Source organism: Streptomyces sp. CB02923 (assembly GCF_001905005.1).
Lineage (GTDB): Bacteria > Actinomycetota > Actinomycetes > Streptomycetales > Streptomycetaceae > Streptomyces.
Genome location: NZ_LWKZ01000024.1, coordinates 155,520 through 177,804, shown reverse-complemented (window position 1 = coordinate 177,804; position 22,285 = coordinate 155,520). Strand labels below are relative to the sequence as shown.

At 74.8% G+C, this 22,285-nt stretch carries 22 protein-coding genes; 9 read left to right on the top strand and 13 right to left on the bottom strand.

The window, feature by feature from the left end; genetic code table 11:
• The first annotated feature begins 27 nt into the window (after positions 1–27).
• Positions 28–690 (top strand): TetR/AcrR family transcriptional regulator, encoded by a 663-nt coding sequence (locus A6A06_RS24235; protein ID WP_073763456.1) that lies wholly within the window; start codon positions 28–30, stop codon positions 688–690.
• A gap of 73 nt (positions 691–763) precedes the next feature.
• On the opposite strand, the gene A6A06_RS24230 is transcribed toward A6A06_RS24235, so the two are convergent.
• Positions 764–1,732, bottom strand: a complete 969-nt coding sequence (locus A6A06_RS24230) for an aldo/keto reductase (protein WP_073763455.1) — start codon at positions 1,730–1,732, stop codon at positions 764–766.
• Positions 1,733–1,914: 182 nt separating this feature from the next.
• Between A6A06_RS24230 and A6A06_RS24225 the strand changes: the two genes are divergently transcribed.
• Complete coding sequence (locus A6A06_RS24225) at positions 1,915–2,799, top strand: isocitrate lyase/PEP mutase family protein (protein ID WP_073763454.1); 885 nt, start codon at positions 1,915–1,917, stop codon at positions 2,797–2,799.
• A gap of 26 nt (positions 2,800–2,825) precedes the next feature.
• Here A6A06_RS24225 and A6A06_RS24220 read toward each other — a convergent pair whose 3' ends face one another.
• The gene (locus A6A06_RS24220) at positions 2,826–3,239 is read right to left on the bottom strand and encodes an SsgA family sporulation/cell division regulator (protein WP_073763453.1); all 414 of its coding nucleotides are present in this window, start codon (positions 3,237–3,239) and stop codon (positions 2,826–2,828) included.
• A 275-nt stretch (positions 3,240–3,514) separates the two neighbouring features.
• On the opposite strand from A6A06_RS24220, the gene A6A06_RS41065 reads away from it, so the two are divergent.
• Positions 3,515–5,059, top strand: a complete 1,545-nt coding sequence (locus A6A06_RS41065) for a sigma factor (RefSeq protein WP_073763452.1) — start codon at positions 3,515–3,517, stop codon at positions 5,057–5,059.
• 54 nt (positions 5,060–5,113) lie between these two features.
• Here A6A06_RS41065 and A6A06_RS24210 read toward each other — a convergent pair whose 3' ends face one another.
• Positions 5,114–5,428 (bottom strand): GNAT family N-acetyltransferase, encoded by a 315-nt coding sequence (locus A6A06_RS24210; RefSeq protein WP_073763451.1) that lies wholly within the window; start codon positions 5,426–5,428, stop codon positions 5,114–5,116.
• 256 nt (positions 5,429–5,684) lie between these two features.
• Between A6A06_RS24210 and A6A06_RS24205 the strand changes: the two genes are divergently transcribed.
• Entirely contained in the window at positions 5,685–6,815 is a 1,131-nt protein-coding gene (locus tag A6A06_RS24205; RefSeq protein ID WP_242440917.1) for a WD40/YVTN/BNR-like repeat-containing protein, read from the top strand.
• 70 nt (positions 6,816–6,885) lie between these two features.
• On the opposite strand, the gene A6A06_RS24200 is transcribed toward A6A06_RS24205, so the two are convergent.
• From A6A06_RS24200 to A6A06_RS24180, 5 genes are all read right to left on the bottom strand, one after another.
• Positions 6,886–7,620 (bottom strand): class I SAM-dependent methyltransferase, encoded by a 735-nt coding sequence (locus A6A06_RS24200; RefSeq protein WP_073763450.1) that lies wholly within the window; start codon positions 7,618–7,620, stop codon positions 6,886–6,888.
• Positions 7,621–8,112: 492 nt separating this feature from the next.
• Positions 8,113–8,619, bottom strand: coding sequence for a MarR family winged helix-turn-helix transcriptional regulator (locus A6A06_RS24195; protein ID WP_073764506.1), 507 nt, complete (start codon positions 8,617–8,619; stop codon positions 8,113–8,115).
• A 211-nt stretch (positions 8,620–8,830) separates the two neighbouring features.
• Complete coding sequence (locus A6A06_RS24190) at positions 8,831–10,789, bottom strand: FUSC family protein (protein WP_079194295.1); 1,959 nt, start codon at positions 10,787–10,789, stop codon at positions 8,831–8,833.
• A 50-nt stretch (positions 10,790–10,839) separates the two neighbouring features.
• Positions 10,840–11,859 (bottom strand): acyl-CoA dehydrogenase, encoded by a 1,020-nt coding sequence (locus tag A6A06_RS24185; RefSeq protein WP_073763449.1) that lies wholly within the window; start codon positions 11,857–11,859, stop codon positions 10,840–10,842.
• A gap of 83 nt (positions 11,860–11,942) precedes the next feature.
• Entirely contained in the window at positions 11,943–13,166 is a 1,224-nt protein-coding gene (locus tag A6A06_RS24180; protein ID WP_073764502.1) for an acyl-CoA dehydrogenase family protein, read from the bottom strand.
• 120 nt (positions 13,167–13,286) lie between these two features.
• Here A6A06_RS24180 and A6A06_RS24175 point away from each other — a divergent pair, with 120 nt between their 5' ends.
• The 3 genes from A6A06_RS24175 (at position 13,287) to A6A06_RS24165 (ending at position 16,017) form a co-directional block, all read left to right on the top strand.
• On the top strand, positions 13,287–14,105 hold the full coding sequence (locus A6A06_RS24175; RefSeq protein ID WP_073763448.1) for an SDR family oxidoreductase: 819 nt from the start codon (positions 13,287–13,289) through the stop codon (positions 14,103–14,105).
• A gap of 22 nt (positions 14,106–14,127) precedes the next feature.
• The gene (locus A6A06_RS24170) at positions 14,128–14,754 is read left to right on the top strand and encodes a TetR/AcrR family transcriptional regulator (protein ID WP_073763447.1); all 627 of its coding nucleotides are present in this window, start codon (positions 14,128–14,130) and stop codon (positions 14,752–14,754) included.
• Between the two features lie 105 nt (positions 14,755–14,859).
• Complete coding sequence (locus A6A06_RS24165; RefSeq protein WP_073763446.1) at positions 14,860–16,017, top strand: acetyl-CoA C-acetyltransferase; 1,158 nt, start codon at positions 14,860–14,862, stop codon at positions 16,015–16,017.
• A gap of 55 nt (positions 16,018–16,072) precedes the next feature.
• On the opposite strand, the gene A6A06_RS24160 is transcribed toward A6A06_RS24165, so the two are convergent.
• The 5 genes from A6A06_RS24160 to A6A06_RS24140 all read right to left on the bottom strand — a co-directional run bounded on the left by A6A06_RS24160 (position 16,073) and on the right by A6A06_RS24140 (position 20,233).
• Complete coding sequence (locus A6A06_RS24160; protein WP_073763445.1) at positions 16,073–16,384, bottom strand: hypothetical protein; 312 nt, start codon at positions 16,382–16,384, stop codon at positions 16,073–16,075.
• Between the two features lie 198 nt (positions 16,385–16,582).
• Positions 16,583–17,638: an NAD(P)H-dependent flavin oxidoreductase gene (locus tag A6A06_RS24155; RefSeq protein WP_073764498.1), complete on the bottom strand. Its 1,056-nt coding sequence runs from the start codon at positions 17,636–17,638 to the stop codon at positions 16,583–16,585.
• Positions 17,635–18,486, bottom strand: a complete 852-nt coding sequence (locus A6A06_RS24150; protein WP_242440916.1) for a CoA-transferase subunit beta — start codon at positions 18,484–18,486, stop codon at positions 17,635–17,637. Before A6A06_RS24150 ends, A6A06_RS24155 begins: the two co-directional genes overlap by 4 nt.
• Positions 18,483–19,349: a CoA transferase subunit A gene (locus A6A06_RS24145; protein WP_073764496.1), complete on the bottom strand. Its 867-nt coding sequence runs from the start codon at positions 19,347–19,349 to the stop codon at positions 18,483–18,485. The genes A6A06_RS24150 and A6A06_RS24145 overlap by 4 nt, the downstream gene beginning before the upstream one ends.
• An 11-nt stretch (positions 19,350–19,360) precedes the next feature.
• Positions 19,361–20,233 carry an enoyl-CoA hydratase family protein gene (locus A6A06_RS24140; protein ID WP_073763444.1) on the bottom strand — a complete coding sequence of 291 codons (873 nt, stop codon included), beginning with the start codon at positions 20,231–20,233 and terminating at the stop codon, positions 19,361–19,363.
• Positions 20,234–20,331: 98 nt separating this feature from the next.
• On the opposite strand from A6A06_RS24140, the gene A6A06_RS24135 reads away from it, so the two are divergent.
• Together A6A06_RS24135 and A6A06_RS24130 are read left to right on the top strand one after the other, a co-directional pair.
• Entirely contained in the window at positions 20,332–21,180 is an 849-nt protein-coding gene (locus A6A06_RS24135; RefSeq protein WP_073763443.1) for an SDR family oxidoreductase, read from the top strand.
• Positions 21,170–22,159, top strand: a complete 990-nt coding sequence (locus tag A6A06_RS24130; RefSeq protein WP_073763442.1) for an SDR family oxidoreductase — start codon at positions 21,170–21,172, stop codon at positions 22,157–22,159. Before A6A06_RS24135 ends, A6A06_RS24130 begins: the two co-directional genes overlap by 11 nt.
• The last annotated feature ends 126 nt before the right edge of the window (positions 22,160–22,285 follow it).

Here is a 22,285-nt window from a genome sequence, read left to right as displayed (position 1 = left end):
GTAAAAAGAAGGCGAGGCCACGGTCACGTGCCGAAGAAGGTGGACCATGAGGCGCGGCGCCGGGAGATCTCCCAGGCGCTGTGGCGGATCGCGAGCAGCCGGGGCCTGGAAGCCGCGAGCCTGCGGGACGTCGCCGCCGAGGCGGGCATCTCCCTGGGGCGGCTCCAGCACTACTTCCGCACCAAGGACGAGATGCTCGTCTTCGCGCTGCGCTACATCGAGACCCTCGCCCAGCAGCGCATCCGCGCCCGGATCGAGGCGCTGGAGGGGGAGCCCGCGCCCCGCGACATCCTGCGCGCCTGCCTGACCGGGATGCTGCCCCTGGACGAACAGAGCCGCACCGGCTTCCTGGTGGGCGTGGCCCACTTCAACCGGGCCGTCCACGACGCCTCCCTGCGCACCGACGCCCGCGAGGGCGTCCCCCGGCTGCGCTCCTTCTTCGCCGACCAGCTGCGGCTGGCCATGCAACGCGGCGAGGTACGCCCGGAACGGGACGCCGACGACGAGGCGATGGTGCTGATCAGCCTGGCCGACGGTCTCTCGACGTACATCCTGCTGGAAGTCCACACCCCTGCGAAGGCCGTCCAGCTCCTGGACATGCAGCTGGCGCAGCTCTTCGACGGGGCGGGGGAGGCTGACGCCGGGGGCGCGGACGGCCGGGGCGTTCTCAGTAACGGACGCACTCAGTAACGGACGCCCTCAGTAACGGACGCCCTCAGTAACGGGCGTCCTCAGCGACGGGCGTCCTCAGCAACGGGTGCCCTCAGTAGCGCGTGCCCTCCGCCGCCGGCAGGGCGTCGAGCTCGGCCAGGGCGGCGGACGGCAGGCTGATGTCCGCCGCGCCGGTGTTGTCCACCAGGTACTTCGGGGTCTTGGTGCCCGGGATCGGGATGACGTACTGCCCCTGGGCGAGCACCCACGCGAGGGCGACCTGCGCGGGCGAGACGCCGTACTGCCCGGCGATGGCGCGGACCTTGCCCACCAGCTCCAGGTTGGTCTTCAGCGCGTCCTGCTGGAAGCGCGGCAGCCGGCGGCGGAAGTCGTCCTGCGGCAGCTCGTCGAAGGAGGCGATGCTGCCGGTCAGGAAGCCGCGGCCGAGCGGCGAGAACGGCAGGAAGGCGATGCCCTGCTCTTCGCAGTACGGCAGCACCTCGCCGAGGGCCTCGCGGGTCCACAGCGACAGTTCGGACTGTACGGAGGCGACCGGGTGCACGGCCTGCGCGCGCCGGATCTCCTCGACGGTCGGCTCCGACAGGCCGATCTGCCGGGCCTTGCCCGCCTGGACGGCCTCGGCCAGCGCGCCCCAGCTCTCCTCGACCGGCACCTCGGGGTCCACCCGGTGCAGCTGGTAGAGGTCCACGTAATCGGTGCCCAGGCGGCGCAGGCTCGCGTCGATGGAGCGGCGGATGTGCTCGGGACGGCCGTTGCGCACCAGCGCGGTGTGATCGCCGGGCTTGTCCGCGGCGGACTCCAGCCCGACCTTCGTGGCCAGCACCGCCCGCTCCCGGTGGCCGCCCGCCAGCGCCCGGCCCACCAGCTCCTCGTTGGTGTACGGGCCGTAGACGTCGGCTGTGTCGATCAGCGTCGCACCGAGGTCGAGCGCCTGCCGGAGCACATCGACGGAGGTGGCGTCGTCGCGGCCGTCCGGGTCGTAGGCGTGGGTCATGCCCATGCAGCCGAGACCGATGACGCCGACCTCGGGGCCGGTGCTGCCGAGCGTGGTGGTGCGCATGGTGGTGCTCCTCGAAAGAGTGCGTGATCGCTTCGGGAAACACTGTTCCTGCTGGAGCGCACTCGAAGTCAAGCGGCCACCGCGAGAGCCCCGGGCGGGCTCCCCGGCAGGCGGCGGACCGGGCGACGTACATGTCGGAAACTCGCCGGAGCCGCACCCCCGCTCCTGTTGGACTGTGGCGCATGGACACCACAGACGCCGAGCGCGCCCAGGCCCCGGCCCCTGCGCCCGCGGACAAGGCCCGCGCCTTCCGCGCCCTGCACGACGACGCCCGGCGGCACCGGGCACCGCTGGTGCTGCCCAACGCCTGGGACACCGCGAGTGCGCGCATCGTCGAAGCGGCGGGGGCGCCGGCCATCGCCACCACCAGCGCCGGTGTCGCCTGGAGCCTGGGGGTGCCGGACGGCGACCGGCTCGGCCGCGGACGGGCGCTGGATCTGATCGCACGGATCGCCGCCGCCGTCACGGTCCCCGTCACCGCGGACATCGAGAGCGGCTACGGGGACGGCCCGGAGGACGTGGCCGAAACGGTCCGCGGAGTCGTCGCGGCGGGCGCCGTCGGCGTCAACATCGAGGACGCCACGCACGGCGGGCCCGCCCCGCTGCGGCCCGCCCGGGAGCAGGCGGCCCGGCTCACCGCCGCGCGCCGGGCGGCCGACGCGGCCGGTGTGCCGCTGTTCCTCAACGCCCGGATCGACACCTACCTGTCGGCGGTGGGCGAGGACGAGGAGGCACGGCTGAAGGAGACGCTGGAACGGGCGTCCGTCTACGTGGCGGCAGGAGCGGACGGGATCTTCGTGCCGGGCGTCGCGCACCCCGCGGCCGTACGGGCGCTGGCTGCGGGTATCACGGCCCCGCTGAACGTGATGGCAGGCCCTGGAGCGCCGCCCGTGGCCGAACTGGGCGCACTGGGCGCCGCCCGGGTCAGCGTCGGCGCGGGCATCGCGCAGGCGGCGCACGCCCTGGTCCGCGCCGCCGCCCGTGAGCTTCTGGCCACCGGCACGTACGACACGCTGGCGGGCGGCCTCGACTACGGCGAGCTGAACACCCTTCTCGGGCGCGGCTGAGAGGCAGGACGGCCGCACCCGGCCGCCTACGCCTCCCGCAGCAGGGCCGCGAGGTCGCCTTCGATGTCCAGATGGCGGCCCTCGCTGCCCAGGGCCACGACACCGTACGAGCGCATCAGGAACCTGCGCAGGTCACGGGCCTGGAACTGCACCATCGCCAGACCGTCGGCGGTGTGGAACTCCAGCATCGTGTTGTCCGGGCCGCACGGCCAGATGTGCACGTCGCCCCTGCCGGACGGCTCCCGCAGGCCCGCCGTCAGCAGATCGCGGGCGAACGTCCACACGACCTCCGCCCCGTCCAGCGACGCCACCGGCGGGAAGACGACCTGCACCGCGAGCGGGTCGCCGCTGTCGTAGCGCAGCCGGGCGGGCACCTTCCTCGACCGGGGCACGGTCGCGATGAGTCGGGCCTGAACGGCTTGGTCGATGACGTGGGACATCTCCGGCTCCCTGGGTGTTCGTGTGTACGGGTCCTTGCCTCTACGACCCGTAAGACGCGCCGTGTATTACGCCAGTGCACCGAACGGCTGCGTGAAGTGCGTCACGAACTTTTGATTGCGGGGATATGCGCTCCTTACGCTTACAAAATCTGTGCAAGGCCGCCAGAACCGGAAGAGGTCTGCCCGGAAGTGAAAGCCGGTGACCGGACCCCGGGCCCGGCCGGTGCCGGGGTACAGTTCCGGGCCGGGGGTGTCACGTCAGGGGTTGTCCGTTCATGTCCGAAGTATCCGCAGAGTCCCCGGCGTCGGCGGCGGACGACTACACCCGGCTCTACGAGCGTGAGCACCCGCGTCTGGTCGCCTACGCGCGCTCGCTGACGACGAGCGCCTGGCTCGCGGAGGACCTCGTCGCCGAGGCGCACTTCCGGGTCTGGCGCCGCATCCGGTCCGGCCACCGCATCGACAACGTCCCGGCCTACCTCCGCACCACCATCCGCCACCTCGCCTCGGCCGTCGGAGCGGCCGCCGCCCGCGAGATACCGCAGGACCCCGAGGACGGCCCGGCGTGGCCCGGCACCGGCCCGGCGTGGCCCGGCAGCTCGCCCGCGGCCGAGCAGGCCGACCCGGCACAGCGCGTCGCCTACGTCGATCTGCTCGCCCGCGTCATGGGGCGGCTCCCGCAGCGCTGGGTCACGGCCCTGTGGCTCGCGGAGGCCGAGGACCAGCCGCTGGAAGAGGTCGGCAGGGCGATCGGGGCGGGCAAGGGCGCGACGGCCGTCCTGCTGCACCGGGCCAGGGAGGGCATGCGGCAGGCGTTCCTCGGCTCGGTGCCCGGAACGCCCGACGACCCGGCGTGCGAGGTGCACTGGCGGCGGATGCCCGCGTTCGTACGGGGCGAGGCCACCGCGAAACAGGCCGACGGGGTCGCGGGCCACCTCGCGGGCTGCCCCGACTGCCGGGCCCGGATGGCACTGCTGACCCGGGCCAACGACCGGCTGCCCGCGCTCACCGGGCCCGCGCTGCTGGTGCTCCTGGCGGGCGGTTCGGCGAAGTTCCTGCTGCCGCTCGCGGGCGCCGGGGCCGCGGCGGCCGGCGGCCACGCGGCCGGGAGCGGCGCGGCCGCCTCCGTGCAGCACGCGCTCACCTCCGTACCGAGGTCCGTACGGCAGCTGCTGCGCGGCCAGATCGGGCAGGCCGGGCCGGTGGCCGCCACCGTCGCGGGCGTCGGTGTTGCGGTGGTCGCCGGTGTGGCGGTCGCCGCGGGCGTCGCGCTGACCGGCGGCGACGCGTCACCGGCCGCCGAGCGGACGGCCGCGGCACCGGGGGAGTCCGGGAGCGGCGGCGCGGGCCGGGCGGCGCCCGATGCCACGGCGGACCGGTCGGCGACCTCCGCACCCACCGGCGCTCCGGACGCTCCGCCGGCACCGGCAGCGCGCGGCACGGCCAGTGCGCCACCGGCGCCCCGTGCGGGCGCGCCGGCCGCCTCGCAAGCTCCCGCGCCGTCCGCGTCACAGGCGCCCGCACCGTCCGGCACCGGGCGGCCGGGCCCCACCCCGGCCCCCACCGGACCAGCGACGAGCCCCGGCCCGGACCCGACGGCGTCCGCACCGACCGGCGGGCCCACACGGCCCACCGCCGTCCCCACACCCGTACCGACCGGCAGCCCCACGGCGCGGCCCACGCCCACGCCTACGCCCAGCCCGACGATCACGCCCACGATCACGCCTACCCCGACACCCACGCCCACTCCGTCCCCGTCCGAACACTGTCACTGGGGCTGGTGGGGCTGGGGACCGGTCTGGATCTGCCGGACCGGGTGAGGTCTCCGGCCGCCCCGGCCCTCCCTGGGAGGGGGCAGCCGGGGGCGGCCGACGTCAGTCCGTCACCGCGCTGCGGTTCTCGTACGCGAGATCCCCGTACTCGGGGTGCCGCGCCATCCAGCCCGCGACGAACGGGCACACGGCCAGCACCCGCAGCCCCTCCGCCCGCGCCGCGTCCAGCGCGTGCCGCGTCAGCGCCGAACCGACGCCGTTGCCCTCGTACACCGGGTCGACCTCGGTGTGGACGAGGGCGATGAGCCCTTCGGCGCGCAGATAGGCCGCCACGCCCGCCACTTCGCCGCCGAGCCGGGCCTCGTAGCGGTTCGCGCCGCGGTCGTCGGTCACCGCCACCGGCGGCGGCGCGTTCATGAGCGGATCTCCTGCCGGTCCATCGCCGTCTCCTCCCGCGTCGCCCCCCGGCTGCTTCCGCACCCCTGTTCAGCACAGTAGGAGGGGCGCCGGGCCCGCGCGAGGCGAGGCACCGGCGGAGGGCGGTACGGGGATCTCTGGACGGGGCGTCCCGGCTGGGCTAGCTTCCAGCGTCATGAGGGTCATGAGGGTCATGGGGAAGCCGGGACGGTCAGGACAGCGGGGGCGCCGGAGAGGCGGGCGCGGGGTGTGGGCGGTGGCCTGTGCCGCGGCGCTCGGTGCCGCGGGCACGGCCCCCGTATCGGCACAGACGCAGACGCAGACGCAGGCGCAGGCACAGACGCAGACGCAGACGCAGACGCAGGCGTCCGCCGCCGCACGGTTCGCCGCGCCGCTGACCGCGTCCGCGGCGCTGGCGGGCGGCTGGGACCTGAAGGACAGCGACTCCGACGCGCGCTTCCGCGGTCTGGCCGCCGTCAGCCGCAGCACCGCCTGGGTCGCCGGCACCGGCGGGACCGTACTGCGTACCCGCGACGGCGGCGACCACTGGCGCGACGTCTCACCACCGGGCGCCGAAGCGCTGGAGTTCCGCGACATCGAGGCGTTCGACGCGCGCCACGCCGTGGCCCTGGCGGCCGGCGAGGGCGAAGCGTCCCGGGTCTTCCGTACGGACGACGGCGGCGCCACCTGGACCGAGAGCTTCCGCAACACCGACCCGCGCGCCTTCTACGACTGCATGACCTTCTTCGACAGCAGCCACGGCATCGCGCTCGCCGACCCCGTCGACGGGACGTACCGCATCCTGTCCACCGTCGACGGCGGCCGGAACTGGCGGGTGCTGCCCACCCGCGGCATGCCGCCCGCCCAGCCGGGCGAGGCGTCCTTCGCGGCCAGCGGCCAGTGCCTGGTCAGCTCCGGCGCGTACGACGCGTGGTTCGCCACCGGCGGCGCGGCGAAGAGCCGTGTCCTGTACTCCCCGGACCGCGGGCGCAGCTGGACCGTGTCCGAGACGCCGGTTCCGGCGGGCGACCCGGCACGCGGCGTCTTCGGCCTGGCCTTCCGCGACCGTACGCACGGACTCGCGGTCGGCGGTGACCACCGGACCGGCAAGCCCTCACCGAAGGCCGCCGCGGTGAGCGCGGACGGCGGCGCGTCCTGGCAGGCGTCCGCCAGGCCGCCGAAGCGCTACCGGTCCGGGGTGGCGTGGTTCCCCCGCACCACGCGCGTCGCCCTGGCCGTCGGCCCGACGGGCAGCGACGTCACACTCGACGGCGGCCGCTCCTGGCACGCCTTCGACGACGGCTCGTACGACACCGTCGGCTGCGCCGCGGACTTCGGCTGCTGGGCGGCGGGGGAGGACGGGCGCATCGCCCGCCTGGAGCCGTGACGCCCCGGCCCCTCGGCCCGGTCCGGGAGGCCGGTCCGGGAGGCCGGTCCGAGGGGTGCCGCTCCCGGCCTCAGCAGGCGCGCGCCGACACCGCCAGGACGTGCGGCGCCGCCAGGTAGCGCCCGAACAGTGACGCGCTGCCGTCGGCGGCGGTGCGCGGGGACTGCCAGGCGACGTCGGTGAACCCGGCCTCCACCAGGGCCCGTTCGTGCGCCTCACGGGACCAGTAGTAGGCGGTCACCTGGAAGGTCTCCTCGTCGGCCCGGCCGTGCAGGCCGACGGGGTCGCCGTCCCGCAGGTGGGGGTCGGCCACGGTGAGGTCGAAGCCGTAGGGCCGGTAGAAGTGGGGGACCGTCGCGAAGTCCGGGTTGAGCGTGACGGCCACGAAACGGCCGTCCGGGGCGAGGGTGTCGCGTGCGGCGGCGCACAGCCGGGTGAGCGCCGCCGGGGTGGCGGCGTGCGACAGCGCGTAGATGGCCACGGCCAGGTCGAAGGCTCCGGTGAGCGCGTCGGCGGTCGCCGCGTCGAGTACGCGGTAGGAGACGCCGAGGGGGTCCACCTCCTCCCGGTGCCGGGCGTGCGCGATCATCCCCGGGGACCGGTCCACGCCGAGCACGCTGTCCGCCCCGCTGCGGGCGAAGAACCGGGCGTAGTGCCCCGAGCCGCAGCCGAGGTCCAGGACCCGCCGCCCGTCGACGCTGTCCGCCGCGGCGAGGACGGAGGGCATTTCGATGTGCCGTCGGAAAGGCAGCTCGTCGATGCTGCGCTCGTGCAGCGCGGCCATACCGTCGAAGGGGGAAATCATGACGCTGCCTCAGGAGTACGGGTCGCCGGGCGACGGGCGGGCGGTGGGCGGTCGGAGCGGGGCACGCTCCGGGAGGACGGGACATGCCCTGGAGGACGGGACACGCTCCGGGAGGCCCGCGTCCGCCGACGTGGGGGAGCCGCTCCCGGCGGTCTCCCGCGGAGGAGAGCGTGCGATCGGGCAAACCGGCGCTCCTCCCTCCGCCCGCGCGTCACCGGCACCGCCGCGGTGACCGCCGGCCGGCGGGCGGACACCTGGGGAGCCGTCTACGGAACGCATCATTCCGCAGCCCGCGCGCGGAGCCGGGGAGGCGCCGGACGAACGGCCGGTGCGCCACTCGCCCTGCCCAGGCGGCCCGGCCCCGCGGCCACCGTACGAAGGGGCGACCCGCAGACCGTGGTGTCGCCCGTCCGGCCTACGGGGCTTAGGGGGCGTGCCGCTCGGCGTACGGGTGGTACGCCGTACGCCACTCCCCGTACGCCACGGAGGCCATCAGTCCAGCAGGCTCCCGAGCCGCCCCTCCAGCAGCACCAGCAACTCGCTCAGCCCCGCGGACAGTTCCTCCCGCCGCTTGCCGTCGATGCCTTCCAGCAGACCTGCCTCGTAGCGCAGTTGATCGGGCAGCAGCCGGTCGATGACCGCGCGGCCCTCGTCGGTGAGCGAGAGATGCGAGACCCGCCGGTCCCGCTCGTCGGGGCGCCGCGCGACCAGCCCGCGGGTCTCCAACTGCCGGACCCGCTTGGTGACCGCGGCGCCGGAAGCGAACGTCTCGCGCGCGATGCGGCCGGGCGTCAGCTCACGGTCCATCCGCCGCAGCGTCCCGAGGATGTCGAACTCCGGGCGGGTCAGCCCCTCCCGCCGCAGCGGCGCGTCGGCGGCCTGCTGCAACAGCGCGGAACAGCGGTTGAGCCGCCCGATCACCGCCATCGGACCGGTGTCCAGCCCCGGATGGACCTGCTGCCACTGCCGCAGCACCCCCGCGACGATGTCCTCGGTCACGCGCACCCCTTCTTCCCGGGCTCTCCCGGCCCCCGTCGGCGTCCTGTGTCGCGCACGGCGAGCCGGGGGCCGCCGTACGGACCCCGCGCCGCGCTGCGCCCGGCCAATTCTGCCTGGTGCCGTTCCCGCGGGCAGGCCGGGGCGGTACGGGTACGGGTACGGGGCGGGCGGTACGGAATCGGCATGGGCGGCACTGGCGGTACGGGAACGGCTACGTGGCCGGTACCGGTACCGGTACCGACGCCGACGCCGACGCCGACGCCGGTGCCGGTGTCGGCGCGGACAGCCGGCGGACGAGCCGGGCCAGGGCGCGGTGCCCCCGCTGCTCGGCCAGGGCGACGCGCTCCGCGGGGACGGCGCGCTGCCACCACTCGCCGGCCGACACCTCCACCGCCTCCCGCAGCTCGACCAGACTCCCGGCCAGACGGTCCCGCGCCCAGCCCGCCTCCGGCCCGTCGTAGACGGCCGGCAGCCCGTCGGCCGGCAGCCCGCCGTCGAGCAGCCGGAGCGCCGTGGCCTCGGCGGCCGTCACCCGGTCCAGCGCCGCCTCGATGCGGTCGGCGGCGCGGCGGTTGGTGACCAGGACGCAGCAGGCCAGGCCGACGGCCGCCCCCACGACGGTGTCGGTCCAGCGGTCGGTGACCAGCGTCCGCGCGGGCAGGTGGCTGCCGAACTCGGTGAGGAGCAGGGCCATCGGGGTGACCCAGACCGACCCGAGCCAGTAGTTGCGGGTGATGCTCGCCTCCGCGCAGAACTGGAAGGTGAGCGCCAGCAGGATCATCGCGAGGTGGCCGGTGTGGATGACCGGCAGCAGCGCGGTGAAGAGCAGCAGGCCGAGGAGGTTGCCGAGGGTGCGCTGGAGGGCCCGCTGCCACGAGAGCGTGGTGTTGGCCTGGTAGATGGAGGCCGCGGTGACCACGGCCCAGTACGGGTGGCCGACGCCGACCGCCATCGAGCCCCAGCCCGCCAGCGCGCAGCCGACGGCCACCCGGGCGCCGACGGGCAGCAGCGGGGAGCCGGGCGCGAGGCGTCGGAGCACGGCCCGGACGCCGTACGGGCGGCCGGGCGCGGGGCGGCGCGGCTCCGGACCCGCGGCTTCTCCTCGGCGCGTGCGTCCGTCGGGGTACGTGTGCCCGTCGGGGTCCGAGTGCGCGTCGAGGCCGGTGTGCCTGCCGCGGCCCGCGTGCCCCTCGCGGCCCGTGTGTCCGTCGCGGTCCGCGTGCTCCGCGAGGACGCCCGCCAGCTCGCCGGCCTGTGCGCCGGTGAGGGCGACCTCCGGCAGCGGTCGGCCGCGGCGCAGGTCGCGGGCCCATGCCGTACAGCGTTCGGCTTCGTCCGCGTCGGCGTCCCGCGCCGCGAGGGCCGACTCGGCCCGTACGAGCAGCCGCTCCAGCCCGGACCGGGCGGCAGCCGCGGCGGGCGTACGGCCCGGGACCTGGAACAGCGTGTGCCAGGCGGCGTTCACGGCGGCAGCGGCGGCGTGCCGCGCGCGGTCGGGCCCGGCGGCGGGGGCGTCGTCGGGCGCCGGGCCGGTACGCAGCAGTGCCGCGGCGGCTTCCAGCGCCCGCGCCGTGGCGATGCGCTCCGGCCCGCGCGGCCGGAGCAGCGCGGGCGCCATGCACACCAGCCAGGCGAGCGCACCGGCGCCGAGGGCCAGCGCCAGATGGAAGGGCACCTGCCCGGTCCGCTGCGGTACGAAGAAGGCCGACGCCGAGATGAAGGTGAAGATCAGGTTTCCCGGCGGCCCGACGCGCGTCGCGTCGCAGACCGTCTTGTGCACGGCGGCGACCAGCGAGGCGAGCAGGACGAGGAGGGGGACCGAGGAGGTCAGGGAAGCGGCGGTCAGGGCGGCGCCGAGGCTCGCGACCATGCCGAGCACCACCCACGCCAGGGTGCGGGCGCGGGCCGCGTACGGCAGGCCGTGCGCGTACAGGGCGCACATCGCTCCGGCCGAGGTGTACAGGACCAGGTCCAGGCGGCCCAGCGCGAGCAGGGTGAACTCGGGGATGCCGAGGGCGACGACCGCGCTCAGCGCGGGTTTGTGCCAGATGTCCACGGGGCGGCGCAGGAGGACCGTGCTCTTGACGGGCAGCGGACGCGCGCGGACCGCGCCGCCGTCCCCGGAGAGGGCCGCCGCGCGCTTTCCCGTAGGTCTGGCATGTTTCCCCATGCCAAAACCTTAACAGGTGTTTTACTCGTAAAAGATTTGCGTCCGTGTGGTCACCTGCCCGGCACGGGGGAGCGCAGCACACGGGCACGGCATTCCGCGGGTGTGCCCCAGGCGCCACGCAGCGCCCGCGCCTTGCGTATCCACAGGGAAAGGTCCAGCTCGTCGGTGTACCCCAGGGCGCCGTGCAACTGGAGTGCGGTCCGCGCCGCGGTATAGGCGGCCTCGCCCGCGGCCACCTTCGCCATCGCGATGCCGGTGCCCGCCTCCCCGTCACCCGCCAGCTCCACCGCCGCCCCGTAAATCAGCGGCTCGGCGAACTCCAGCGCCACCAGGACGTCCGCCAGCCGGTGCTTCACCGCCTGGAAGGAGCCGATGGCGACGCCGAACTGGGTGCGCTGCTTGACGTACGCCACGGTGTCGTCCAGCAGTCGCCGGCCGACGCCGAGCGCCTGCGCCGCGGTGAGCAGCCGTGCGGTGTCCGCGGCGCGCGCGGCGGCGGCCCGCACGGCCGGCCCGCTCGCGAGAGCGGTCCCGCCGCCCGGCTCGCACCGGGACAGCCGCCGGGCCGGATCGATCGAGGGCTGGACCGAGGGCTGGGCCGTTCCCTCCCGGTCGAGCCGCCACAGGGTGTCGCCGCTCGCGAGGAAGGTGGCGTCGGCGGCCGTCGCGTCGAGGGCGTACGGCCCGCACGCCGGGTCCGCGTACGACACCACCGCGTCCCCGGCCGCGACGGCGGGCAGCCACTTCTCGGCCGGGCCGCCCGTATCGCCGAGCCGGCCGAGCAGTGCGGCCGCCGCGGCCGTCTCCACCGCCGGACCCGGGACGGCGTACCGCCCCAACTCGACGAAGGAAACGACCAGTTCGACCGGCAGGAACCCCGCACCCCCGTACTTCTCCGGTACGGCCAGCCCGAACACCCCGGCCTCCGCGAGCCGCCGCCACACCGCGCGCCCGGGGCCGCTGTCCCCGGCGCCCCACGCCCGTGCGGCGGCCGGGGTGTCCGCCGCCGCCAGCATCCGGCCGAGTGTCCGCCCGAACTCCCGCTGCTCGTCGTCCAGAAGGAACCGCATCCCTCAACTCCCCTCGCCGGTGCGGCCTGTTGCTCCGGACCGTCGATCCGGACCGTCGATCCGGTCCGCCGATCCGCTCCGCCTCAGCGCCGTCCCTTGGGCAGGCCCAGCAGCCGTTCGGCGATGATGTCGCGCTGGATCTCGTTCGTACCGGCGTAGACCGGGCCGGCCAGCGCGAAGATCCAGCCGTCGGCCCACCTCCCGTGGTCCGGCGCCTCCCCGGCGTCGGCGGCCAGTTCGCCGTACGGACCGAGGAGGTCGAGCGCGGTCTCGTGCAGGGCGATGTCCAGCTCGGACCAGAAGACCTTGGTGAGACTCGCGGCCGCGCCCGGTGCGCCGCCCGCCGTACCGCCTGCTGTGCCCGCCGTGCCGCCTGCCGCCCCCGGCATGCCGCCCGCCGCGGTCCGCGAGACCTGGGCGCAGGCGGACAGCTGGTAGGCGCGGGCGCCAGTGACCGCGTCGGCGACCCGGTCGCGCAGCGCGGTGTCCGAGGGGTCGGCCGCGGCCCGCCACAAGGCGGCGAGGCGGGCGGCGGCGGCCGTGAAGCGCCCCGGGCTGCGCAGGGAGAGCCCGCGCTCGTCGCCCGCCGTGCTCATCGCGACCCGCCACCCCTGCCCCGCCTCGCCGATCACGTCCTCGTCCGGCACGAACACCTCGTCCAGGAACAGCTCGGCGAAGGCGGGCCTGCCGTCGAGGCGGCCGATGGGCCGCACCGTCACCCCCGGCGCGGCCAGGTCGAACATCAGGTACGTGAGGCCGCGGTGCGGCCGGTCCGCGCCGGGATGGCTGCGGAACAGCCCGAAGGCGCGGTCCGCGAAGGCCGCACGGGAGGACCACGTCTTGTGCCCGCGCAGCAGCCAGCCGCCCGCGGTCCGTACGGCGGACGACCGCAGCGCGGCGAGATCGGAACCGGCGCCGGGCTCGGACCACGCCTGCGCCCAGACGGTCGCGCCGCTCGCCATCGGGGGCAGGACGCGCGCCAACTGCTCGGCCGTACCGTGCGCGAAGAGGGTGGGGGCGAGCAGGCTGATGCCGTTCTGGGAGACCCGGCCGGGGGCGCGTGCCGCGTGGTACTCCTCCTCGAACAGCAGTTGGCGGAGCGCTGACGCGCCACGCCCGCCGTACTCCTCCGGCCAGGTCACGGCCGACCAGCGGCCGGTGTGGAGTGCGCGCTCCCACTCCCGGTGGGCGGCGAACCCTTCGGCGGTCTCCAGGGAGGGCAGCGGCACGGCGGGTACGTGGGCGGCCAGCCAGTTCCGCGCTTCGCGCCGGAACTCCTCGTCCGCCGGGCTGAGTTCGAGATCCATCGACGAGCGGCCTCCCATGCGGTGGCGGCGGGCTCCGGCGTTCGGCGTGGTTCCTCCGGGGGCCGCGGGGTTGCTCCGGGACCGTTCCCTAACAAGTGTTTGGTAGGTTAGCGTACGGTCATGACGCCCGAGAAGCCTCCGACGGCGCACCCGGCGCACCTCGCACCCCCTTACGTCCCCGGACACGGCCTGCTCACCGGCCGCACGGCCGTCGTCACCGCCGCGGCGGGCACCGGCATCGGCGGCGCCACCGCCCGCAAGCTCCTGGAGGAGGGCGCGGACGTGGTCCTCTCCGACGCGCACGCCCGGCGCCTGAAGGAGTCCGAGGCGGCGCTCGCCGACGGGTTCGGAGCCGGGCGGGTCGCCGCGCTGCCCTGCGACGTCACCGACGAGGCGCAGGTCACCGCCCTCTTCGACTTCGCCGAGCAGCGGCACGGACGGCTGGACGTCGTCGTCAACAACGCCGGACTCGGCGGCAGCGCCGACCTGGTGGCGATGACCGACGCGCAGTGGACCGCAGTCCTCGACGTGACCCTGAACGGGACCTTCCGCTGCACCCGCGCCGCGCTGCGCCGGATGCGGGCCGGCGGCCGGGGCGGCGTCATCGTCAACAACGCCTCGGTCGTGGGCTGGCGGGCCCAGCGCGGCCAGGCGCACTACGCCGCCGCCAAGGCCGGAGTCATGGCGCTGACCCGCTGCGCCGCGGCCGAGGCCGCCGCGTACGGGGTCCGGGTCAACGCCGTCTCGCCCAGCCTGGCCGTCCACCCGCACCTGGCGAAGGTCACCGGCGAGGAACTGCTGACCGAACTGACCGCCCGGGAGGCGTTCGGACGGTCCGCCGAGCCGTGGGAGGTCGCCAACGTCATCGTCTTCCTGGCCAGCGACTACGCGTCGTACATGACCGGCGAGACGGTCCCGGTGAGCAGTCAGCGCGCGTGACCGGGGGAGGGACAATGGGCCGGTGTCCACCGCAAAGAAGACCGGGAAACCGGCCGCCGTGACCCCGCCCTCGCCCGCCCGCCGCCGCGCGCTGCTCGCCACCGCGGCCGAAGTGTTCGCCGCCCACGGCTACGACGCGACGACCGTACGCCGGATCGCGGACGAGGCCGGGCTGCTCGCGGGCAGCCTCTACTACCACTTCGACTCCAAGGAGTCGATGCTGGACGAGATCCTGAGCACGTTCCTGGACGAGCTGTGGGCCGGCTACGACGCGGTGCTCGCGGCCGGGCTCGGTCCCCGGGAGACCATCGAGGCCCTGGTCACCGAGTCCTTCCGGGAGATCGACCGACACCGCGCCGCCGTGGCCATCTACCAGAAGGAGTCCAGGCAGCTCGTCGGGCGGCCCCGCTTCGGCTACCTCGCCGACTCCCAGCAGAAGTTCGAGAAGGCGTGGCTCGGCACCCTGGAACGCGGCGTCGCCGACGGCGTCTTCCGCCCCGACCTCGACGTCCGGCTCACCTACCGGTTCGTCCGCGACACCGTCTGGGTCGCCGCGAGCTGGTACCGGCCGGGCGGCCACCACGGCCCGGAGGAGATCGCCCGCCAGTACCTGTCGATGGTGCTGGACGGCATCGCCGTACGGGCCTGACCGCCCCGACCCGCACCACACAGGACACCGCACCACACAGGACACCGCACTGCGCACGCTCCGCACCACGTACGCTCCGCACGCCCCGACGACCGAGGAGCCGGCATGGCAGAGGCCTACATCATCGACGCGCTGCGCACCCCCGTCGGCAAGCGCGGCGGCGGGCTCGCCGCCGTACACCCCGCCGACCTCGGCGCGCACGTCCTGAAGGCACTGATGGAGCGTACGGGCGTGGACCCGGCCGCCGTGGACGACGTGGTGTTCGGCTGCCTGGACGCCGTCGGCCCGCAGGCCGGCGACATCGCCCGGACCAGCTGGCTGGCGGCCGGGCTCCCCGAAGAGGTGCCGGGCGTCACCGTCGACCGGCAGTGCGGCTCCTCCCAGCAGGCCGTCCACTTCGCCGCGCAGGGCGTGCTCTCCGGCACCCAGGACCTGGTCGTCGCGGGCGGCACCCAGAACATGTCGATGATCCCCATCGCCTTCGCGAGCCGCCGGGCCGCCGAACCGCTCGGGCTGGCCGAGGGCCCGTTCGCGGGCAGCGCGGGCTGGCGCGCCCGCTACGGCGACCGGCCGGTGGACCAGTTCCACGGCGCCGAACTGATCGCGGAGAGGTGGGGCATCACCCGTACGGACATGGAGGAGTACGCGCTGCGCTCGCACCGGCGGGCCGTGCGCGCCGCCGACGAGGGACGCTTCGCGCGCGAACTGGTCCCGTACGGGGACGTGGCGGCCGACGAGGGCCCGCGGCGCGACACGTCGGCGGCGAAGATGGCGGCCCTCGCGCCGGTGGTGGCCGGCGGCCGGCTCACCGCCGCCGTCTCCTCCCAGGTGTCCGACGGCGCGGCGGCCCTGCTGCTGGCGAGCGAGCAGGCCGTACGGGATCACGGACTGACGCCGCGCGCCCGCGTCCACCACCTGTCCGTACGCGGCGAGGACCCGATCCGGATGCTGTCCGCGCCGGTCCCGGCCACCGCGCACGCACTGAAGCGGACCGGGCTGAGCATCGACGCCATCGACCTCGTGGAGATCAACGAGGCGTTCGCGCCGGTGGTGCTGGCCTGGCTGAAGGAGACCGGCGCCGACCCCGGCCGGGTCAACGTCAACGGCGGCGCCATCGCGCTCGGCCACCCGCTCGGCGCGACCGGCTGCAAGCTCATGGCCACACTGCTGCACGAACTGGAGCGGACCGGCGGGCGCTACGGGCTCCAGACGATGTGCGAGGGCGGCGGACAGGCCAATGTGACCGTGATCGAACGGCTGTGAGCCGGGCGGCCGGGGCGGCTAGGGCGACTACCCGGGTCGGGGTCCCGGCGACGTGTCAGCAGGCCCGATTACGTACATAAAGGGCGCGCGGGCCGCGGTCCGTCCCGTACCGGACGTCCTTCGTCGCGGCCTTGGCGAGGCGGCCGTTCACGGCGGGCCGGGCCGGCACGACGATCGTGTAGCAGGCCGTACGCTGCGCGCACAGGTTCTTCAGGCGGACGAACCGCTGGTGGTCCTTGGTGAAGTACTTCATCACCTTCGCGCACTGCGGAGCCCGCGGGGCCGCCGCGGCCTGCGAGGCCGTGGCCAGACCCAGCGTCGTACTGAGCGCCGTCACCGCGACGGCCGTGGCAAGAAACTTACGCAATGTGATCTCCCCCGATGGAAACCTCCGCCCGCGGCAGAATCCCGGGCGGCCTTCAGTGGTCATTCTCCACCGTAGTGCGGCGAAATCCAGACCGGTGTTCGGGTCGGTCACCGGGCCGGTCTTCGGGTCGGGCTTGGGGTCGGTCTCCGGGCCGGGCTTCGGGTCGGCGGGCGGTCGGGCCCGGACCGGGCGGCCCGCTCAGTCCGGGCCGCCCGGCCCCAGCCGGTCCAGCGTCGCCACCGCCTCGGCCATGATCCGGCCGACCAGCTCCGCGCACGACGGCAGATCCCCGATGAGCCCGGCCACCTGCCCGGACGCCATCACCCCGGCATCCGTACGGCCCTCCACCAGCGCGGCCCGCAGCATCATCGGCGTGTTCGCGGCCAGCAGCACCTGGCTCCAGGTCAGCTCGCCGCCGTGCTTCATGGCCAGCCCGTCGCGCACCATACGGGCCCAGCCGGTCCCCGCCTGCTTCCGGAACGCCGCCGCGTGCCGCACGGCCCGCAGCAGGGCCGCCGGGCGCCCGGACCGTTCCAGGGCGGCCACCAGATCCGTCCGCAGCATCCGGTGCGGCAGCCCGTCCACCTTGCGCGTCACGGTGACGTCCTGGACCGACGCCGCCAGATACCGGGCCTTGACCGCGGCCGGGACGGTGCTGTCGGACGTCAGCAGGAAGCGCGTCCCCATGGCCACGCCGGCCGCACCGAAGGCCAGAGCGGCCACCAGCCCGCGCCCGTCGTGGAAGCCGCCGGCCGCCACGACCGGGATGTCCACGGCGTCCACGACCTGCGGCAGCAGGACCGTGGTCGCCACGTCACCGGTGTGCCCGCCGCCCTCGGACCCTTGGACGACCACCGCGTCCGCGCCCCAAGCAGCGACTTTCTCCGCGTGCCGCCGCGCCCCCACCGTCGGGATGACGACGACACCCGCGTCCTTCAGGCGGGCGATCAGCTCCCGCGAGGGCGCCAGCGCGAACGAGGCGACCCGTACGCCCTCCTCGATGATGATGCGCACCCGCTCCCCGGCGTCCCCGGCGTCCGCCCGCAGATTGACGCCGAAGGGCCGGTCCGTACGGGAGGCGACCTCGCGGACCGCGGCACGCAGCTGCCCGGCGGACATGGTGGCGGAGGCCAGGATGCCGAGCGCCCCCGCCTCGGCGGTGGCCGAGACGAGCCGCGGTCCGGCGACCCACCCCATACCGGTCTGGACGATGGGGTGGCGGACGCCGGTCAGGCCGGTCAGCGCGGTGGTCAGGGACGGCACGGCGGCACCTCGCGGTCGCGCAGCCCGCGCGGGTCGACGACCTCGCGGATCAGCCGCAGCTCGGCGGCGTCCGGCGCGCGCGTGCACGGCACACCGCCGTCCGGCACGCGGAGCGCGAACCCGGTGGCCGCGCGGACGTCGTCCAGCCGTACGCCGGGGTGCAGCGACCGGACGCGCATGGTGCGGTCGGGCGTGTCGAAGTCGAACACGCCGAGATCGCTGACGACTTGCGGGATGTGGTGGAAGCGGGTCGCGGACGGCCCGGCCGCCGCGGCCCGGTCGTACCCGACGCCGCAGACCATGTCGACCCGCTCGACGAAGGTCCGCGGCGAATGCTTCGGCACCCAGTAACTCGTCGGGTTGTTCAGGGTGTTGGCGGGAGCGCCGCGCACTCCGAGCAGTTGCCGGGCCGGGCGCGCCCAGTCCCCGATGCAGGAGATGTTCTGGTTGCCGTACCGGTCGATCTGGCTCGCGCCCATCATGACGTGCCGGCGGCCCGTGGCGACCAGCGCCAGATGCCGGCGGTAGGGCAGCCAGCCCTCGGTCACCTCCGACGGCGATCCCGCGGCCGGTACGTCGCCGATGAGCAGCGCCTCGCCGTCCGTCAGCAGCAGGCCGGGGGAGAAGGTCAGCTTCGCCAGCCGCGCGCCGAGGGAGGGCACGGTCCCCATGGGAGAGGCGAGCACCTCGCCCGCGCCGCGCCATGCCTCGGCGCAGGCGATCACGCAGTATTCGGCGCGGGAGATGGGGGCGGGGGCGGGGGCGATTACGGATTCGGGTACAGGGCCTGGCTCGGGTGAGGGGCCGGAGCCGGGTGCGGATGCGGGTGGGGTTGTCATGAACGCCGCTCCCTCCGTGCGGTCTCTTCGGCGAAGGCCGCGACCGCCGCCCGGTAGTCGTCCTCGTCCCCCGACAGGAAGCGCTTGACGAACGCGGCCCACGCGTCCGGATCCGCCGCAGCGGCGGCGTACGCCTGCTGGAACGCCTCGTCCCGCCCGTAGTCCGGCGCGCAGGAGGTGAAGTGCGCACCGTACGGAGCCTCGACGACACCGCTGACGAACATCCGGCTGACCAGCAGCGTCTGCGGGCCGCCCGCCCGGGTCAGCTCCTCGCCGCCCACGATCCGCTCGCACGAGACGTACGCCGCGTCCGCCGCCTCGCAGAAGAGGTCGTCGAAATACGGGTCGGGCCCCAGGTACTGGCCGTTGCCCCGCGCGTCCGCCCGGTTGAGGTGCACCAGCGCCGCGTCCAGCCGCAGCGCCGGGGCGGCGACCAGCTCCTCGCCGTCCGCGTACGGAGAAGTGACGGTACGGATCCCGGGATTGACCCGCAGGACGTCGGAACCGAGCCCGGCCCGTACCGGCATGAAGGGCAGCCGCTGGCCCGCCGCGGTCAGCCCCCAGAGGAACATCGCCTCGTCCAGCTCGGTCAGTTCCAGTCCGCCGCGCTCGCGGGCGGCGCGGAAGTGCGGCTCCAGCGGCACCGAGTCCAGGGTCACGAAGGGCGCGACCAGCCGGCGGATCATCCCGGCGGCCGCCAGCAGTCCCACGTCGGGGCCTCCGCAGGAGACGACGGTCAGGTCCGTCAGGCCGGACCGCAGCAGGGCCCGTACGAGCGCCATCGGCTTGCGGCGCGAGCCCCATCCGCCGATGCCGATCGTCATCCCGCTCTCCAGCCGGGCCACCACGTCGTCGGCGGTCATGGTCTTGTCGCTCAATTCGGCTCACCTCCGGGCGTGTCGGTGCCGGGTTCGCGCTCCGGGCTTTTGGGGGGCTCTGGGGCCTCGGTGGCCTCGGGGGTCCGCTGTACTGAGGGTGTCTGCTGTACGGAGGGTGTCCGCCGCGCGAAGGCGTCCCGGTGCCGGTCGGCGACGCCGCTGAGGTTGGCTTCGAAGGTGAAGCCCTGCTCGAAGCGGTAGCTGCGGTGGACGTCGACGGGGTCGATGCCGTTGATGGCGGCTTTGGCCAGCCGCAGCAGGTACCCGTCCTTGGCGGCGATCTCCCCGGCCAGCGCGAGCGCCGCCGTCGGCAATGCGCCGCGCGGGACCACCTCCCACACGGAGCCGTGCCGGTGCAGTTCGGCGGCGGTCACGGTGCGCGAGGTGTAGTAGAGGGTGCGCATCAGATGCGGCGGGACGAGCCGGGCGAGGTGGGTGGCCGCGCCGAGCGCGCCACGGTCCAGTTCGGGCAGCCCGAACGTCGCGTCGTCGCTCGCCACGATCGCGTCCGCGTTGCCCACCAGCCCGATCCCGCCGCCCAGGCAGTGGCCCTGCACGGCGGCGACGACCGGCACCTCGCAGTCGTACACGGCCGCGAACGCCTCGTAACAGCCGTGGTTGGCGCCGAGCAGCGCCCCGTTCCCCGGCGTCCGCTGCATCTCCTTGATGTCCACGCCCGCGTTGAACCCGCGGCCCGCGGCGGCCAGCACCACACAGCGGACACCGGGGTCGCGGCCGGCCGCGCGTACCGCGTCGGCCAGGTCGAACCACCCCTGTACGGGCAGGGCGTTGACCGGCGGCCGGTCGACGGTGACGAGCGCGACGCCGTCCGCGGGACACGACACGGTGACGGTGGTGGAGACACCCATGGGCGGATCAGCTACCTTTCCACCAAACGTTTGTTAGGTGCAGGTTGCTGGAGAAGGTAGCAGCGCGGCGCCCGCAACGGGAGGGCGGAGGTGACCTTTTGGCACTCGGCATCGATCTGTCGGGGCGTGTCGCGGTCGTCACGGGCGGCACACGGGGTGTCGGCGCCGGTATCGGCCGCGCCCTGCTGGCGGCGGGCGCCGAGGTCGTCGCCTGCGCCCGCCGCCCGCCGGAACGGCCGGCCGCGGCGGCGGACGGACGCACGGCCGCCTTCGAGCCGGTGGACGTGCGCGATCCGGACGCGGTCGCCGCGTGCGTCGACCGGATACGGTCCCGCCACGGACGCCTCGACATCCTCGTCAACAACGCGGGCGGCACGCCGTACCGCCCGCTCGACGCGACGTCCCCCCGGCAGGCGGCCCGCGTCATCGAGCTGAACCTCACGGCCCCGCTGACCGTGTCGCTCGCGGCGCGTGCCGTCATGGCGGAACAGGAGACCGGCGGCTCGATCATCATGATCGGCAGCGTCAGCGGCACCCGCCCCTCGCCCGGCAGCGCCGCCTACGGAGCCGCGAAGGCGGGCCTGGAGAACCTCGCCCGCACCATGGCCGTCGAATGGGCGCCGCGCATCCGCGTCAACACCCTCGTCGTCGGCATGGTCCGAACCGAACTCTCCCACCTGCACTACGGCGACGCGGCGGGTCTCGCGGCCGTCGGCCGCACCGTCCCGCTCGGCCGCCTCGCGACGCCGGACGAAGTCGGCGGGCTCTGCGCCTTCCTGGCCGGCGACCCCTGCGCGTACGTGAGCGGAGCGAGCCTGGCCGTCCACGGCGGGGGCGAACGGCCGGCCTTCCTGGACGCGGCCGGACAGCCGCCCGGCACACCGATCCCACCCCGAACGGCCACCCCGCCCGCCACTTCCGACCCGGAGGGTACCGATGACCGATGACCACCCGACCGAAAGCACCTCCGGTGGTATCTGCGCTGGTGGTATCTGCGCGGGGCGCGTGGTCGCCGTCACCGGCGCGGGCCGGGGCCTGGGCAGGGCCCATGCCCTCGCCTTCGCCGCCGAGGGCGCCCGCGTCGTCGTCAACGACCTCGGGGTGCGGCCGGACGGTTCGGCGGGGGAGGGGGCGGGCGGCCCCGCCGACGCGGTCGTCGCGGAGATCCGCGCGGCGGGCGGCGACGCGGTCGCCCACGGCGGCGACATCGCCGCGGAGTCCGGAGCGGCCTCGCTGATCGCCACCGCACTGGACACGTACGGACGCCTCGACACCCTGGTCAACAACGCGGGCTTCGTACGGGACCGGATGCTGGTGAACCTGACGGAGGACGAGTGGGACGCCGTCGTACGGGTCCACCTCAAGGGCCACTTCCTGCCGCTCCGGCACGCCGCGGCGCACTGGCGCGCGGAGGCGAAAGCGGGCCGCCCGCCGCGGGCCCGCGTCGTCAACACCAGTTCGGGAGCGGGCCTGCTGGGCAGCGTCGGACAGGGCAACTACTCCGCCGCCAAGGCGGGCATCCTCGGCCTCACCCTCGTGGCCGCCGCCGAACTGGGCCGGTACGGAGTCCAGGTCAACGCCGTCGCCCCGGCCGCCCGCACCCGTATGACCGAGCGGACCTTCGCCGAGACCATGACGGCTCCGGCGGACGGCGCCTTCGACGCCATGGCACCGGAAAACGTCTCGCCTCTCGTCGTCTGGCTCGGCTCCGCCGCCTCGGAAGGCGTCACCGGCCGCGTCTTCGAAGCCGAAGGAGGGCGCATCACGGTCATGGACGGCTGGCGCAGGGGCCCCACCGCCGACAGGCAGTCCCGCTGGAAACCGGCCGAAGCGGGAGCAGCCGCCCGCGAACTCCTCTCCACGGCCACACCGCCGGAACCGGTGTACGGGGCACCGCCCGAACCGGTGCAGGGGGCACAGAGGTAGGTTGGCGGGGCCCGGACCGCTCGCTGCCGGGCCACCCGCTGACCGCAACACCCGTAGTGCCCGCAACACCCGCAACACCCGTAACCCCTGCAACACCTGTAATCCCCACAGAACCTGTAATCCCCG